General features: G+C 71.8%; 13 protein-coding genes. 8 read left to right on the top strand and 5 right to left on the bottom strand.

Annotated elements, in window-relative coordinates:
* Nucleotides 1-92: 92 nt before the first annotated feature.
* The gene (locus tag PCA76_RS05660) at nucleotides 93-1,145 is read left to right on the top strand and encodes a hypothetical protein (RefSeq protein WP_272615792.1); all 1,053 of its coding nucleotides are present in this window, start codon (nucleotides 93-95) and stop codon (nucleotides 1,143-1,145) included.
* A gap of 113 nt (nucleotides 1,146-1,258) precedes the next feature.
* On the top strand, nucleotides 1,259-1,588 hold the full coding sequence (locus PCA76_RS05665) for a hypothetical protein (protein WP_272615793.1): 330 nt from the start codon (nucleotides 1,259-1,261) through the stop codon (nucleotides 1,586-1,588).
* A gap of 45 nt (nucleotides 1,589-1,633) precedes the next feature.
* Here PCA76_RS05665 and dacB read toward each other — a convergent pair whose 3' ends face one another.
* Both dacB and PCA76_RS05675 read right to left on the bottom strand, forming a co-directional pair.
* Entirely contained in the window at nucleotides 1,634-3,217 is a 1,584-nt protein-coding gene (gene dacB, locus PCA76_RS05670; RefSeq protein ID WP_272615794.1) for a D-alanyl-D-alanine carboxypeptidase/D-alanyl-D-alanine endopeptidase, read from the bottom strand.
* A 66-nt stretch (nucleotides 3,218-3,283) separates the two neighbouring features.
* Nucleotides 3,284-4,000 (bottom strand): MIP/aquaporin family protein, encoded by a 717-nt coding sequence (locus tag PCA76_RS05675; protein ID WP_272615795.1) that lies wholly within the window; start codon nucleotides 3,998-4,000, stop codon nucleotides 3,284-3,286.
* A gap of 108 nt (nucleotides 4,001-4,108) precedes the next feature.
* Between PCA76_RS05675 and PCA76_RS05680 the strand changes: the two genes are divergently transcribed.
* Nucleotides 4,109-5,182 (top strand): NAD(P)-binding domain-containing protein, encoded by a 1,074-nt coding sequence (locus PCA76_RS05680; RefSeq protein ID WP_272615796.1) that lies wholly within the window; start codon nucleotides 4,109-4,111, stop codon nucleotides 5,180-5,182.
* 193 nt (nucleotides 5,183-5,375) lie between these two features.
* On the top strand, nucleotides 5,376-5,657 hold the full coding sequence (locus tag PCA76_RS05685) for an adhesin (protein ID WP_272615797.1): 282 nt from the start codon (nucleotides 5,376-5,378) through the stop codon (nucleotides 5,655-5,657).
* 7 nt (nucleotides 5,658-5,664) lie between these two features.
* Here the strand turns inward: PCA76_RS05685 and PCA76_RS05690 are convergent, their stop codons facing one another.
* Nucleotides 5,665-6,753, bottom strand: coding sequence for a beta family protein (locus PCA76_RS05690; RefSeq protein ID WP_272615798.1), 1,089 nt, complete (start codon nucleotides 6,751-6,753; stop codon nucleotides 5,665-5,667).
* 91 nt (nucleotides 6,754-6,844) lie between these two features.
* Here PCA76_RS05690 and PCA76_RS05695 point away from each other — a divergent pair, with 91 nt between their 5' ends.
* From PCA76_RS05695 to PCA76_RS05710, 4 genes are all read left to right on the top strand, one after another.
* On the top strand, nucleotides 6,845-7,732 hold the full coding sequence (locus PCA76_RS05695; RefSeq protein WP_272615800.1) for a sulfotransferase domain-containing protein: 888 nt from the start codon (nucleotides 6,845-6,847) through the stop codon (nucleotides 7,730-7,732).
* A gap of 238 nt (nucleotides 7,733-7,970) precedes the next feature.
* Entirely contained in the window at nucleotides 7,971-8,363 is a 393-nt protein-coding gene (locus tag PCA76_RS05700; protein ID WP_272615801.1) for a cupin domain-containing protein, read from the top strand.
* 48 nt (nucleotides 8,364-8,411) lie between these two features.
* Complete coding sequence (locus tag PCA76_RS05705) at nucleotides 8,412-10,211, top strand: glycoside hydrolase family 15 protein (protein WP_272615803.1); 1,800 nt, start codon at nucleotides 8,412-8,414, stop codon at nucleotides 10,209-10,211.
* A 237-nt stretch (nucleotides 10,212-10,448) separates the two neighbouring features.
* A complete protein-coding gene (locus tag PCA76_RS05710) occupies nucleotides 10,449-11,825 on the top strand; it encodes a pectate lyase (protein ID WP_272615804.1) in 1,377 nt (458 codons plus the stop codon).
* A gap of 52 nt (nucleotides 11,826-11,877) precedes the next feature.
* On the opposite strand, the gene PCA76_RS05715 is transcribed toward PCA76_RS05710, so the two are convergent.
* Nucleotides 11,878-13,068 carry a threonine synthase gene (locus tag PCA76_RS05715; RefSeq protein ID WP_272619199.1) on the bottom strand — a complete coding sequence of 397 codons (1,191 nt, stop codon included), beginning with the start codon at nucleotides 13,066-13,068 and terminating at the stop codon, nucleotides 11,878-11,880.
* Between the two features lie 14 nt (nucleotides 13,069-13,082).
* The gene (locus PCA76_RS05720) at nucleotides 13,083-14,132 is read right to left on the bottom strand and encodes a DNA polymerase ligase N-terminal domain-containing protein (protein WP_272615805.1); all 1,050 of its coding nucleotides are present in this window, start codon (nucleotides 14,130-14,132) and stop codon (nucleotides 13,083-13,085) included.
* Nucleotides 14,133-14,197 lie beyond the last annotated feature (65 nt).

Here is a 14,197-nt window from a genome sequence, read left to right on the forward strand (position 1 = left end):
AGTCCCCGTCCAAGCGTGCCAACCTGTCCGATACCGTCCGGTTGCGGGCTGGACACATCTGGCAGTCCGGATCTAGCGTGTCGTCCACGCCGGTGCAAACATCCGACGGCCCACAGTGGACGGTGCGATCCGCCGCGGTCGATGACGGCCGGGCGGCGGAGTTGGAGGGGTCGGTGGCGGACGAAGACCGCACGCGGTCTGATTCGGGTGCTGGGGACGCGCCGCTCGACGGACCGGCGAGGCCCTGTCGGCGTGCCGTCACCGCCGGGCAGACCCGCACCGCGCTGCGCCGGGTCGCCCGTGCCCGGCAGCGGCGACGTTGGGCGGTGGAGGGCGTCGCCGTCCTCGTCTGCCTGGTCGCGTTGATCTCGTACGTCAGCAGCCGGTCCGATCCCGATTCCGGCGGCCAGCAGGCGGGTCCGGGCGGCGTGCCGGCCGGGGCCGCCCGTGGCACCGGTCTCCCGGCTGCCGACGGGCGCACCGGCGAGGCCGGACCGGCGTTGCCCGGCCTGCGTCCGCGCCAGCGCCCACCATCGCCTGACCCCACTCCGTCTCCCAGCGCGCCCGCCCCGCCACCGGTGTCGCCCGAGTCGCCAGAGTCGCCCGCGCTGTCGGTGAGCCGGGGGGAGATGCCCGCCGAGGTCGACCTCACCGCCGTGGGCACCCGGGACTGGATGCACTGGGGGGAGCGCGGCGACAACTCGACGGTCCGAAAGCGCTCCGGTTCCGGGGAGATCATCGATGGGGGTGGCGCCGGAAACCGGGTCCGCTGGGACGGTAACCAGGAGCACGTCCGCTGGTCCGACGGCTCATCGGATCGGTCGACGAGCGGCACCTCCAACGGCGTCTACACCTGCGGTGCCGGCAACGGGTTCACCCTCGCCGTCGCCGGCAGCGGTGAGCCGCGCACGGTCCAGCTCTACGGCGGCATCTGGATGGCCCGGGGGCGCCTGGAGGCGCGGCTGTCCTCCGGCGGGCCCGCCAGCACCGCCGTGCTGGAGGACCCGTACAACAGTCAGAGCGCTCAGTTCACCATCCGGTTCACGCTGCCGAAGCGTGCCCGACTGCTGCTGACCTGGACCGTCGAGAAGGTCTTCACCTCGCACTGCGGCAACGTCGGCCTCCAGGCGGTGGCGGTGCGCTGACCGAACGATCGCTGTGTGATCGCGCAGCGGGACAGTTTGTCCGTCGCATACCGTCGATCAGGTCGTAACTTTCTGCTGTCCCCATCCGACCATCCAGTGTGGAGGCAGCGGAGATGAGTAGCAGTACTGCGCACCGCGTCCGTGGCGCGGCTTCGTCCGGTGCCGGTGAAGGGTCCGGGGAGGTGCTCCGCGACATCCCCCTGCCGCCGTACGTGACGGGCGAGGACACCCAGTTCGCGGTCCGGGCGGTGGTGGTGCACGCGCCCCGACGATGGTCCGGGGGAGTGGTCTGCCGCAACGACGCCAGCCCGCACCCGTGTCGCCTGCACCGCTGGGGCACCCGGGTGCTGGCGCTGCGTGGCCTGCGGGCCGCTGAGATCGCCGCGCTCATCGAGCGCGGCGACCCGACGGCGGTGGTCCCCCCACCGGATCGTCCGGCCTGAGCGCGCGCCCGGCCGGGAGGCGCACCTGCGCCTCCCGGCCGCCGTTCAGCAGGTGATCGGCTTGACCCACGAGCACTCGACGCCCTCCGGGGTGCGAGGCGTCTCCGGCACCGCCGGCGGTGCCACCCGCGCCGTGGTCGCACCGTCCTCGCGGTATCCGGCCAGCGCCACAGCGATCTGATCCTCCAACGACTTGACCGACGCGGTCAGGTAGTTGTTCAGCAGGATGGAGAACGCCAACAGCCGGCCGTCGGCGGTGGTGACGTAGCCGGAGAGCCCGGAGACACCGGTCAGACTGCCGGTCTTGGCGTGCACGTTGCCCGCCGCCGGAGTGCCGGCCATCCGGCTGCGCAGGGTCCCGCCGACGAACCGCTCGGGTTGCCCGGCGATCGGCAACGCCGCGTACCAGGTGGCGAACCACGGTTCGGCACGGACGGCGCTCAGCAGGTCGACGAACTCCGTCGCGGGGACCAGATTGCGCCGGGACAGCCCTGAGCCGTCGCGCTGGCGCAGCTTTCCGGTGTCCATCCCGGTGTCGGCCACGTACTCGCTGATCGCGGTCAGTCCGGCCGTCCAGGTGCCCGAGCCGGTGAGCACCCGGCCGATCTCCTTGGTCAACACCTCGGCGTGGCCGTTGTTGGAGAGCTTGAGGAACGGCGTCATCAGATCACCCAGGCTCATCGAGTTGTGCAACGCCACCGGCTGGGCCGCCTCCGGGGTGGGCTGGCCGAGCACGGTCCGGCCGAGCACCCGGACGCCGTGCCGGTGCAGCGCCGCCCGGAACACGTCGGCGGCGTAGCCGGTGGGCTCCCAGACGGTCACCCAGTCGCTGGCGGGCTCGTCGCCGACGGCGATCTGGCCGGTCACCACGACGGTGTTGCCGCCGTGTTCGCGCTCGATCGAGATCGAGGTCTCGCCCTCTGTGACCGTCTCGGCGCGGTTGTCGACGCGGACGTACCCGGTGGGTGGAATGGTGCTGACCACCGGCGGTGCGCCGGCCCGGCTGGCCGGGGCGGCCTGCACGATCACTGTGCCCGCGTCGTAGTCGGTGTCCGGGGCGACGGTCAGCGCGGAGACCTGGGCGGCGTAGTAGTAGGGCTCGTCGTCCCAGGTCCAGTCGGGGCCGAGCCGGGTGCGGTCGTAGCGGGTGTCGTCGGCGACCAGATTGCCGGTGATCACCCGGATGCCGTCGGCGGCGACCTGCGCGGCGAGCGCGTCGTAGTCGGCGGCGAGCATGGTGGGGTCACCTCCGCCGCGGAGGTAGAGGTTGCCGGATTGCAGGCCCGCGCGGCGCTTACCGGTGGCTCGTACGTCGGTGGTGAAGCGGTGCCCCGGGCCGAGCAGCTCAAGGGCCGCCGTCGAGGTCAGCAGCTTGGTGTTGGAGGCCGGAATCAGTCGGCGGTCACCGTTGCGGTCGTAGAGCGTCTGGCCGGTGCTGGTGTCGACCACGACCACCGACGCCTGCGCGCCGGCAAGCCGGGTGTCGGCGAGAATCGTGTCGATGGTGGCGTGCAGTCGGGTCGTCGCCGGGGTGGGCGACTCGGCCGTGGCACCGGGCGCGCCGGCGGTGGCCGCGGTGGCGACCAGCGCGAGCAGCGCGAGGGCCCGGGGAAAGTGACGGCGATGCATGCGCTGATGCTGCCACGAAGGTATTCGCCAGAGAAGAGGCCCAGGCGAAAGTTTCTGCCGCTCCCGCTACTTCGGCCCGCCAACCGACTTTTCGTGTCCACCCCAGTAGTGCCGCTGCGCCCCCATGACCATTGGTGCGACAAGCGCGGCGAGCGCCCCGCCGAGCAGCGGGAAGACGATGAACACCCAGAGTTGCCGCAGGGCCGCGCCGCCCTCGAAGACCGCCGGCCCGAACGCGCGGGCCGGGTTGACGGCCGCGCCGGTCAGCGTCACGCCCACCAGTTGGGTCGCGGCGAGGGCCAACCCGATGGCAAGCCCGGCGGTGCCCGGATTCTCGCTACGACTTGTCACCACCAGGACGACCAGCACGAAGAGGAAGGTCAGAATGACCTCCAGCACGGCTGCGCCGCCCCGGTTGATGTGCGCGCCGTAACCGTTCGTGCCCAGTGCCCCGGTCTGGTCCGCGACGTCGCCCCAACGGGTCAGCGCCCAGAGCACGAAGGCGGCCACGGTCGCGCCGACGAACTGCGCGATCCAGTACGCCACCGCACCGATCGCCGAGATCTTTCCGGAGAGCAAGACACCGAGCGTCACCGCCGGATTGACGTGGCTGCCGGAGAGTGGGCCGATCGTGTAGACGAGGGCGACCATCACGAACCCGAAGGCCAGTGCGACCACCACCACGCCGCCCTGAACCCGCGCGGCGACCGCGCTACCTACTCCGAAGAACACCAGCAGCAGGGTGCCGAGGAACTCAGCCGCGTACCGACGGAAGTCGCTCATTCACTCAGCGTAAGCAAGGATTGGCTGGTCATAGCCGGAATGGCCTTCTGTGATCGGCGCGACGGTCGGTGCGGGCACAGCGACGACAACCGCGGCGTTGCACCCCGTGTGGACACCCACTCCGCGGACGTCGTGGTGATCGGCGCCGGTCAGGCCGGTCTGAGCGCCGGCTACCACCTGCGCCGCACCGGCTTCCTCCCCGGCAGCGGCTTCGTCATCCTCGACGGCGACGACGGGCCCGGCGGGGCCTGGCAGCATCGCTGGCCGACGCTGGTCTTCGACCGGGTGCACGGTTTTCACGACCTGCCCGGGCTGCCTCTTCCGCCCGCCGAGCCACAGCGCCCCGCAGCCGAGCAGGTGAGCGCCTACTTCGCCGCGTACGAGAGGGTGTTCGACCTGCCGGTGCGGCGGCCGGTGCGGGTCCGCGCGGTGCGCTCCCGCCCGGACGGGCGGCTGGACGTGCACACCGACCGGGACCGTTGGACCGCCCGCGCCCTGATCAACGCGACCGGCACCTGGACCCGGCCGTTCTGGCCGCACTACCCGGGGCGGTCGTCGTTTCGGGGCCGGCAGCTACACACCGCCGACTACCAGGGGCCGGCCGAGTTCGCCGGCCAACGGGTGGTGGTCGTGGGCGGCGGCACCTCGGCCGTGCAGCTGCTCGGTGAGGTCTCCACCGTCGCGGCGTCCACCACCTGGGTGACCCGCCGGCCGCCGGAGTTCACGGACGAGAAGTTCGGTCCGGAGCTGGGCCGTGCCGCAGTGGCCCGGGTGGACCAGGCGGTACGCGCCGGCCGCCCGCCGGGCAGCGTGGTGGGCGTGACCGGGCTGCCGGTCACCCCGGAGGTACGCCGACTGCGTGAACGTGGCGTCCTCGACCGGCTACCCATGTTCGAGCGGATCACACCCGACGGGGTGGTCTGGGCGGACGGGCGGTTCGTGCCGGCGGACGTGATCCTCTGGTGCACCGGCTTCCGGGCGGCCATCGACCATCTCGCCCCGCTGGGCCTGCGCGCGCCGGGCGGCGGTATCACGATGGACGGCACCCGGGTGGTCGCCGACGAGCGGGTTCACCTGGTCGGGTACGGCCCCTCGGCCAGCACGATCGGAGCCAACCGGGCCGGCCGCGCGGCGGTCAACGATATTCGCGCGTGGCTGGCCCCGGCCGCCGCTCTCGACTGATCCGGCTCTATTTGACGGATGGTCCGCCAGCGGGCACGGTGGAGGTGACGGGGCCGTCAGATGCCCCGATCCGACGCGACGGCGACGACCGTTCGCCCCTCCTGTCGCCTCCCACGTGTGCTCGTACGCGGGCCGACTGTCCGGTCTGCGCGGTAACCGACCGCGAGCCGAGAATCCACGAGGAGTTCCGCCAATGCTCACCATGACCGATAACGCCGTGCTCGTCATTCGTGACCTCGCCAATCAGCAGGACGTCGCCCAGGACGGCGGAGTGCGCATCGCCGCCGACACCGACGCCGGCTCGCTGACCGTGGAGTTGGTGCCCGAGCCGGTGCAGGGCGACCGTGTGGTCGACAACCAGGGTGCCCGGATCTTCCTGGACGAGGACGCCGCCGAGTTGCTCGGTGACGCGTCGGTGGACGCCACCGTCGATGACGAGGGCATCATCCAGTTCGGCTTCACCGAGCGGCAGTAGGCGAGGCTCAGCCCGCGCGGCGGCTCATGCCGCCGCGCGACCGTCCCCGTTGCGGTGGGTCCGACCTCGGCCGCCACTCGGGCTCGGCGTCACCGCTCGGTCGAAACAGCGTGGTCAGCACGTGCGCCAGGTGGTGCGAGGTGCTCCACGCCGCCCAGTTGGCGGCCGAGCCGGCACCGGCGCCCCTGCGAGCCCGGCGCAGCAGCTCGTGGTCGCCCCAGGAGAAGGCCGCGCCGGAGCTCGGCCAGTGCGGGGCCGACACCAGCGTGCGGCACAGGTCGGCTACCCGGTCGTCGCCCCTGCCGCCCCGGCGCGCCCAGCGGTAGACCCACCAGCTGCCGTCGTCGGTGTACCGCACGGTGGGCAGTTTGTCGCCGGGGTCACCGGTGCCGGGCACGGCCGGGCGGACGCCGTAGTCGCCGTAGTCGACCCCGGCGTCGGCCAGCCGTTGCCAGAGCTGCCAGTCCCAGCGATCGAGCTGGATCGGCTCGTCGGTGGGCAGCCGGGACAGCGTCGGTGGCATCCCGCCCGCCGCGACCGTCACCGACCGCCAGGCGTGCCGGCGCGCCCAGTCCAGAAGGCGGCGTACCCGGGGCTCGGCCGCCCGAACGTCAGCCGGGCAGCACACGTCCCCCGCGTCCACCAGCAGGTCACACTCCTCGGAGGCGAGGGCGGTCAGTCGCCAGATCCGTTCCATGGCGGCGGTGCTCGCGTCCGATCCAGCCCGGTCCTGGCGGGCCCGCAGACGGACCAACGCACGGCGACCGCACGCGCGCGCCGCTGCGCCGTGCGCGACCAGCCGGTGGTCGCTCTCCGCGAGCCCGATCACCGGCACCAGCGGTACGCCCCACCGGGTCAGTTCCGCCTCAGGGGTGTCGGGCAGAGCGCTGACGTCGACGGCCGGCAGCAGCCCGGGTGGCAGCCGCCGAACGGTGTCCATGGTGGATCGTTCGATCGCGCCGATCTCCAGGATCGGGGCGATCAGGGCGGCCGCTGCGGGGTCGAGGTGGCTCAAGGCATCCAGCTCGCCTCGTCGGCTGGCGAGGATGGGGCGGTAGACCGGTTCCGCTGCCCGGCCCCCGTGGGCGGGCACCATAATTCAATCTAGCCAGGTATGCGCATGTGTCACAGGTCGCCGAGTCGGAATTAAGCTGCTCGGCTGTCGGCTCGGTGACTACGATCCTCCGATGCTCACGCCAGCTCATCGATACCGGTCCGAAGACGAGGACAGCGCCCGGTGGATCGGATTCCCGTTCCGCGACGGCGACATCGTGATCAGCACCCGGTCCAAGAGCGGCACCACCTGGATGCAGATGATCTGCGCGCTCCTGGTGCTGGGCACTCCGGAGTTGCCGGCGCCGCTGACCGTGCTGTCGCCCTGGCTGGATTGGTTGGCCGAGCCGCAGGACGCCGTGTACGACCGGCTTGCCGCGCAGCCACACCGGCGGTTCATCAAGACGCACACCCCGCTTGACGGGGTGCCGCTCGACCCTCGGGTGCACTACGTGGTGGTGGCCCGGCACCCGCTGGACATGGCGGTTTCCCTCTACCACCAGGCCGGCAACCTGGACCGGGTGCGCCTCGCCGAGCTGACCGGCCAGCCCGCCCCGACCGGGCCGTCCCGGGCACGCCAACCGGTGGAGCAGTGGCTGCCGAGCTGGATCGACCGGGAGGTGCACCCGCGCGCCGAACTGGATTCGCTGCCCGGGGTGATGGCGCACCTGAGCGACGCCTGGGCCCGCCGGCACGAGCCGAACGTCGAGTTGGTGCACTACGACGACCTGCTGGCCGACCTGGACGGTGAGATGCGCCGGCTCGCCGGCCGGTGGGGCATCACGGTCTCTCCCGAGCGCTGGCCCGAGCTGGTCGAGGCGGCCACCTTCGGTCGGATGCGGGAGCGCGCCGACCGGCTCGCCCCGGACACGCTCGGCGTGCTGCGTGACCGTCGGGCGTTCTTCCGCCAGGGCGGCTCGGGGCAGGGGCGCAACCTGCTGGACGCTTCCGCGCAGGCTCGCTACCTGGAGCGGACGGCGGAGCTGGCCCCGCCTGACCTGCTCACCTGGCTGCACCGCTAGCCCAACAGAGCGCACGGCGCCGCTTCGACCGTGGTCGGAACGTCGCCGTGCTCTGGCCGTCTCCCACCACCGCAGCCGTTCGGCGGTACGCCGGCGGGGACCTGGCTCGACCGGCTGTTCGCTCCGGTCAGCGTTGTCGATCCCCGGTCCGCGCGGATCCAAACCTGCCGACCGTGGGGAATTCCACCATCTGCGAGTCCCGGCGTGGGGCGCCGCCGAACGGGGTATGAGCGTGGGCATGGAGCATTTCACGATCGCGACTGTCGCCGAACAGAGTCCGGATTTCCGGCGGGTGCTGTGGACCGGTGAGCACAGCCAGTTGGTCATCATGACCATCCCAGCGGATGGAGAGATCGGCGAGGAGGTGCACGAGGGCATCGACCAGATCCTGACCTTCGTCAGTGGCGTCGGTGAAGCCCGGGTTGCCGGTTCGAAGCGGAAGGTCGTCGCGGGCGACCTGGTGGTGGTGCCGGCGGGCACCAAGCACAACTTCGTCAACACCGGCCCCAACCCCCTGGTGCTGTACACCGTCTACGGGCCGCCGGAGCACGCCGACAAGGCCGTACACAAGACCAAGAAAGAGGCCGACGCGGCCGAGGCGGCGGGCAAGGACGAGCCACCGACCGAGTGACCGCGCCCGCAGCGGTCTGATCCGGGCCGCTGCGGGTACCCGCGGCGGGTGGAGCAGCAGCCGGCGATCTCCGACTACGGGTTTCTCTCGGACTCCCGTTCGGGTGCCCTGGTCGGCAAGGACGGCTCGATCGACTGGTGGTGCCCGCACCGGTTCGACGGGGCCTCCGTGTTCGGCCGGCTGCTCGACCCGAGCGCCGGGCATTTCCGGCTGGCGCCGGTCGGTGTCGGTGGCCCGGGATACCGGGTGGAGCGCGCGTACCGACCGGACACGCTGGTGCTGCGCACGGTGCACCACACCCCGCACGGCAGCGTCGCGGTCACCGACGCGCTCGCGGCCGAGGTGGGTGCCCGCGCCCACGAGCTGGGCGTGAACTCGCCGGCCGTGCTGATCCGGGTTGTCGAGGGATTGTCCGGGCGGGTCCGGATGGCCCTGGACTTCGCGCCCCGGCCGGAGTACGGCCTGCTCACGCCGTACCTGCATGAGCAGCCGGGCGGCGGGGTGCTGGCCGGCGCCGGGCCGGTGGTGCTGGTGCTGCACGCCGACGGTATGCGCCTGCGGGCGGGCTTCGACCGGGTGACCCACGAGTTCGAGGTGTCCGTCGGTCAGGTGGTCGGGATGGACGTGGCGTTCGGTACGGCGTACGGCGATCCACCGGCCCGGCTGGACCCGGTCGCCACGCTCGCCGAGACGGTGCAGGCGTGGGAGGCGTACCGGGAGACGCACGGGTATACCGGCCGGTATCCCGATCTGGTCCGACAGAGCGCGACGGTCCTGACCGGACTCACGTACGCCCGCAGCGGCGCGGTGGCCGCGGCGCTGACCACCTCGCTGCCGGAGCAGATCGGCGGCGACCGTAACTACGACTACCGCTACTCCTGGCTGCGGGACTTCTCGTTGACGATGCGCGCGCTCTGGGTGGCGGCCTGCCCGGACGAGGCGTCCCGATTGTTTGCCTGGGCGACCCGGTCGATCGGCCGGATCGGCGACGACCCGGTGCCGGTGCTCTTCGGGGTCGAGGGCGAGCGTGACATCACTGAGCACCAATGCCTCCACCTGCGCGGATACCGCGACAGCAGCCCGGTCCGGATCGGTAATGACGCCTGGCGGCAGCGGCAGCTCGACGTCCCGGGCGAGGTGATGTCGGCGGTGTGGCGGCTGCGTGACTACCTCGGCGCGACGTTCGAGGGCGAGTTGCGGGAGATGGTGCTCGGGCTGACCGAGCAGGTGGCCGCGACGTGGCATCTGCCGGACCGGGGTATGTGGGAGACCCGGGACGAGGAGCGCCACTACCTCTCGTCCAAGGTGATCTGTTGGCTGACGCTGGACCGGGCGGTGGGGCTCGCCGACCGGCTCGGTGAGCGGGCCGACCCGCGTCGCTGGGCCGGGGTGCGCGACGAGATCCGCGACGCGGTGCTGCGCGAGGGGTGGAACGACCGGATCGGGGCGTTCACCGGCGCGTTCGGCTCGGCGGAGCTGGACGCCTCGGCGTTGATCCTGCCGGTGGCGCACTTCCTGCCCGCGACCGATCCGCGGATGCGTTCGACCATGGCGATGGTCGAGCGGGAGTTGGGGACCGACGACGGGCTCGTCCGACGGTGGTCGACGGACCCGGGTGGTTTCCTGCTGTGCTCGTTCTGGCTGGTGGAGTGCCTGGTCATGGCGGGTGAGTCGCAGCGGGCCGAGGCGCTGTTCGAGCGGGTGGTGGGATACGCCAACGACGTGGGCCTGTTCAGCGAGCAGATCGACCTGCGGACCGGGGACCAGCTTGGCAACACCCCGCAGGCGCTCTCCCACGTCGGGCTGATCAACGCGGCCTGGCGGTTGACCAAGCCGGACAGTTACTGATCTTTCCGGCCGGAATCCTGCAACAGACCTGCAAGCGCCAGGCATTGACGCTGATGTGTGCGCAGTCCTAGCCTCGAAGGAGCGGGAAAGCCCTTTCCCAAGGTCTTTTACCCTGCTTCACCCCGCTTCGGGCTCGGGCATCCGACGGGGGCGCGCACCGATCCCAGCACGCCGTGCCGACCCGTCCCCGTGTGGACGGCCGAGGGATCGCCACCACATGCGTCAAGGAGGACAACTGTGCAGAGAAGACGACTCCCCGGCCGTCGACCACTACTGCTGGCGGTGGGTGCCGGCGTGACCGTGGCGGCCCTCGCCGCCGGCATGACCTCGGCCTTCGCGGCCACCGTCTTCAGCGACGACTTCAACGACGGCAACACCTCCGGCTGGTCCAAGTCGGGCGGCACCTGGACGGTCGACGGCTCGGGCGTGCTCAACCAGTCCAACGCCGGCAGTGAACTGGCCCGGCAGTTCGCCGGCCAGACCAGCTGGACCAACTATTCCGTGCAGGCCCGGGTCAGGCCGGCGAGCTTCGGCTCGTCCAGCGCACTGGTCGGGCTGGCCGCCCGGTCCACCAGCAGCACCAAGATGTACCGGTTGGCACTGCTCGGCTCCGGCCGCGCCGAGCTTCAGGCGGTCAACGGCAGCAGCATCACCGTGATCGGCTCCGCGTCGCTGGGCATCGCCACCGGCACCTGGTACACCCTGCGCATCGAGGGCAGCGGCAGCACCATCCGCGGCTTCGTCAACGGCACGCAGATCGCCTCCGGCAGCAACAGCCTGGCCGGCGCGGGCCGAATCGGCCTGGTCACCGCGTACGCCAGCGGTGGCTTTGACGACGTGACGGTCGACTCGTCCGGTGGCGGCACCCCGACCACGCCGCCGACGACCACCGCGCCGCCGAGCACCCCTCCGCCCACCACCCCAGGCCCGACCACCCCGCCGTCCGCCGGTTGGCCGACGCCAACCAGCAGTCAGAAGGTCGACGCCACGATCGCGGTCTCCGGCACGTTCGACGGTGGGCTCAAGCGTTACTACGGCATCGGTGACGGTGGGCAGAGCGAGAGCCAGGACCCGATGTTCGAGCTGGCAGCCGGCGCCACCCTGCGCAATGTGATCATCGGCGCCCCGGCCGGTGACGGCGTGCACTGCGAGGGCAACTGCACCCTGATCAACGTCTGGTGGGAGGACGTGGGCGAGGACGCGGCCACCTTCCGCGGCGGCACCACGTACACCGTCGACGGCGGCGGCGCCCGCTCCGCCAGCGACAAGGTCTTCCAGCACAACGGCTCGGGCACCGTCACCATCCGGAACTTCCGGGTGGAGAACGCCGGGAAGCTCTACCGGGCCTGCGGTAACTGCTCGACGTCGTACCAGCGGCACGTGGTGATCGACAATGTGATCGTCCGGAACACCGACGCGATCGCCGGCATCAACACCAACTGGGGCGACACCGCCCGGTTCAGCCGGATCACCATCGTGGGCGACCCGGATCGGGAGACCTCGATCTGCGTCAAGTACCGAGGTGTGCCGAAGGGCGACGAGCCGACCGAGATCGGCGAGGGCGCCGACGGCGTCAACTGCCTCTACTCACCCTCCGACATCACCTACCAGTAGGCCGCCACGAGGGCACCCCACGGACCGCAGGGTCCGCGGGGTGCCCGCCGCCTCACACCAGCAGGGGTACGCCGGACACGTCGACCGTGTCCGGATACTTCAGCCCAGCGCCGGTGTTGAGCACCACCACCCGCTCGCCGGCCCGGATCCACCCGCCGGCGCGCAGTTGCCGCGCCGCGGTCAGACAGGCCGCCCCCTCCGGGCAGAGCAGCAGCCCTTCCCGCGCGGCGAAGTCCCGAAGGTCGGCCAGGATGTCCGTGTCGTCGACGGCGACGGCTGTGCCGGCGGACTCCCGCAGCGCCGTCAGGATCAGCTCGTCGCCCAGCGGCGCCGGCACGGTGATTCCGAACGCCACCGTGTGCGCGTCCACCCACGGCTCGGCCCGGTCTGCACCGGCGGCGAACGCCCGAACGATCGGCGCGCAGCCGGTCGACTGCACCGCCACCAGCCGAGGCAGCTTGTCGCCGATCCAGCCCAGCTCGCGCAGCTCGTGGAGTGCCTTGTGGATGCCGATCAGGCCGACACCGCCGCCCGTCGGGTAGATGATCACGTCGGGCGCCTGCCAGCCGAGCTGCTCGACGATCTCGTACCCCATCGTCTTCTTGCCCTCGAGCCGGTAGGGCTCGCGCAGCGTGCCGGCGTCGAAGATCGCCCCGTTCGACTCCGCGATCAGCTCGGCCACCCGCCGGCCGGCGTCGCTGATCAGCCCGTCGATCAGGCGTAGGTCGGCCCCGGCGGCGACGCACTCGCGCCGGCAGATACTCGGCGCCTCCAGCGGCATGACGATGGTCGCACCCATCCCGGCACGCGCGGCGTACGTGGCCCAGGCCGACCCGGCGTTGCCGTTGGTGGGCATCGCGATCCGCTCGACACCCAGCTCACGGGCCCGGCTCACGCCGACCGCCGCGCCGCGCGCCTTGAACGAGCCGGTCGGGATCAACCCCTCGTCCTTGACCATCAGGTCCGAGATGCCGATCTCGGCGCCGTACGCCGGGGCGCGCAGCAGCGGCGTCCAACCCTCGCCGAGCGTCGTGACGTGCCGTGGGTCGCCGACCGGCAGCAACTCGCGGTAGCGCCACAGGTCGGCCGGGCGCAGCGGGAAGTGTTCCGGGGTGACCGCCTTCGCCACGGCCGGCAGGTCGTAGCGGGCCAGCAGCGGAGAGCCGCACTCGCAGAGGTTCTGCAACACCTCGGCCGCGTACTCCCGACCGCAGCGCGGGCAGTCCAGGTGGGTCAGGTACACGTCGCTCCTCGCCGTCACACCGCGTCGATGCGCAGCCAGTGCCGGCTGCGCCGCCCCGGCTCATAGACCGAGTCCAGCCGCTTGGCGACCACGCCCGGCAGGCCCTGTTCCTGCCCGGCGCGCAGGGCCTCGTCGCCCGCGCCGGGGAACCACGGCGGAGTCTGCCAGTGCGTACCGGCCAAATCCAGCCCATCGAGCAGCTCCCGGCGTTGCGCGTACGGCACGTCGACGCTGCTCACGCCCTCAAGCCAGAGCAGGTCGACGACCAGGTACTGGGCGCCCGTGGGAACCCGGCTGCCACTGGCCGGGCGGACCGGGCGGACCCGTCCGGCACCATCGATGCGGACCAGCACGCCGTCGAGCACCGCCTCGGTGGGCGCGAGCGCCTCGGCCATCGCGCGCAGCCACGGGTACCCGCCGGTGATCTCCTCGTCGGTCTCGGAGAGCAGGCGCAGTCGCCCGCCGGAGACGTACGCCATCGCTCGGACCCCGTCCCAGCGCAGCTCGTAACCCCATGCGGCGCGATCGCGGGGGAGCCCGGCGGCGGCCGTGGTGTGCATCGGGCGGACCAGGTCGGGCATTGGCGTCCAGCCCGCCGGCGCCGGGTCGGTGCGCCGGACCATCCAGTCCCGCTCCCCGGTGGCGAAGAGGACGTAGCGGCCGGACGTCCGGCCACCGGAGAGCGTCACGATCACCTCGTCGTCGCGCCACTTCTCGCTCCGGTAGGTGCCCCGGTCGTGGATCGTCATCCGGCCGCCGCCGTACTCGCCCGCGGGGATCTCGCCGGCGAAGTCGAGGTATTCCATCGGGTGGTCCTCGGTGTGCACCGCGAGGTGGTTGCGGCCCGAATCGCGGGGCAGGCCACGCGGCACCGCCCAGGACGCGAGCACCCCTTCGTGCTCCAGGCGCAGGTCCCAGTGCAGGCTGCGGGCGTGGTGCTGCTGGATGACGAAACGGGCGGTGTCACCGTTGGTGGCGGCGGCCGTGGGCTTTTCCTGCGGCACGGGCTCAGGCGTACGCGCCGCGTCCCGCCGTCGCCGGTACTCCTCCAGCCGGTCCGTCACACCCGCATTCTCCGGCAAACCGGACCAGCGCGCTGGGTGCCGGAGTGTCCGGTTCGCTCGGCGGC

This window comes from Micromonospora sp. LH3U1 (assembly GCF_028475105.1).
Classification (GTDB): Bacteria; Actinomycetota; Actinomycetes; order Mycobacteriales; family Micromonosporaceae; genus Micromonospora.

What these genes read in the sequence shown, in the direction of transcription:
- PCA76_RS05665 (WP_272615793.1), top strand. Translation starts at nt 1,259, where the DNA reads ATGAGTAGCAGTACTGCGCACCGCGTCCGTGGCGCGGCTTCGTCCGGT.
- dacB (WP_272615794.1), bottom strand. Translation starts at nt 3,217, where the DNA reads ATGCATCGCCGTCACTTTCCCCGGGCCCTCGCGCTGCTCGCGCTGGTC.
- PCA76_RS05675 (WP_272615795.1), bottom strand. Translation starts at nt 4,000, where the DNA reads ATGAGCGACTTCCGTCGGTACGCGGCTGAGTTCCTCGGCACCCTGCTG.
- PCA76_RS05685 (WP_272615797.1), top strand. Translation starts at nt 5,376, where the DNA reads ATGCTCACCATGACCGATAACGCCGTGCTCGTCATTCGTGACCTCGCC.
- PCA76_RS05690 (WP_272615798.1), bottom strand. Translation starts at nt 6,753, where the DNA reads ATGGTGCCCGCCCACGGGGGCCGGGCAGCGGAACCGGTCTACCGCCCC.
- PCA76_RS05695 (WP_272615800.1), top strand. Translation starts at nt 6,845, where the DNA reads ATGCTCACGCCAGCTCATCGATACCGGTCCGAAGACGAGGACAGCGCC.
- PCA76_RS05700 (WP_272615801.1), top strand. Translation starts at nt 7,971, where the DNA reads ATGGAGCATTTCACGATCGCGACTGTCGCCGAACAGAGTCCGGATTTC.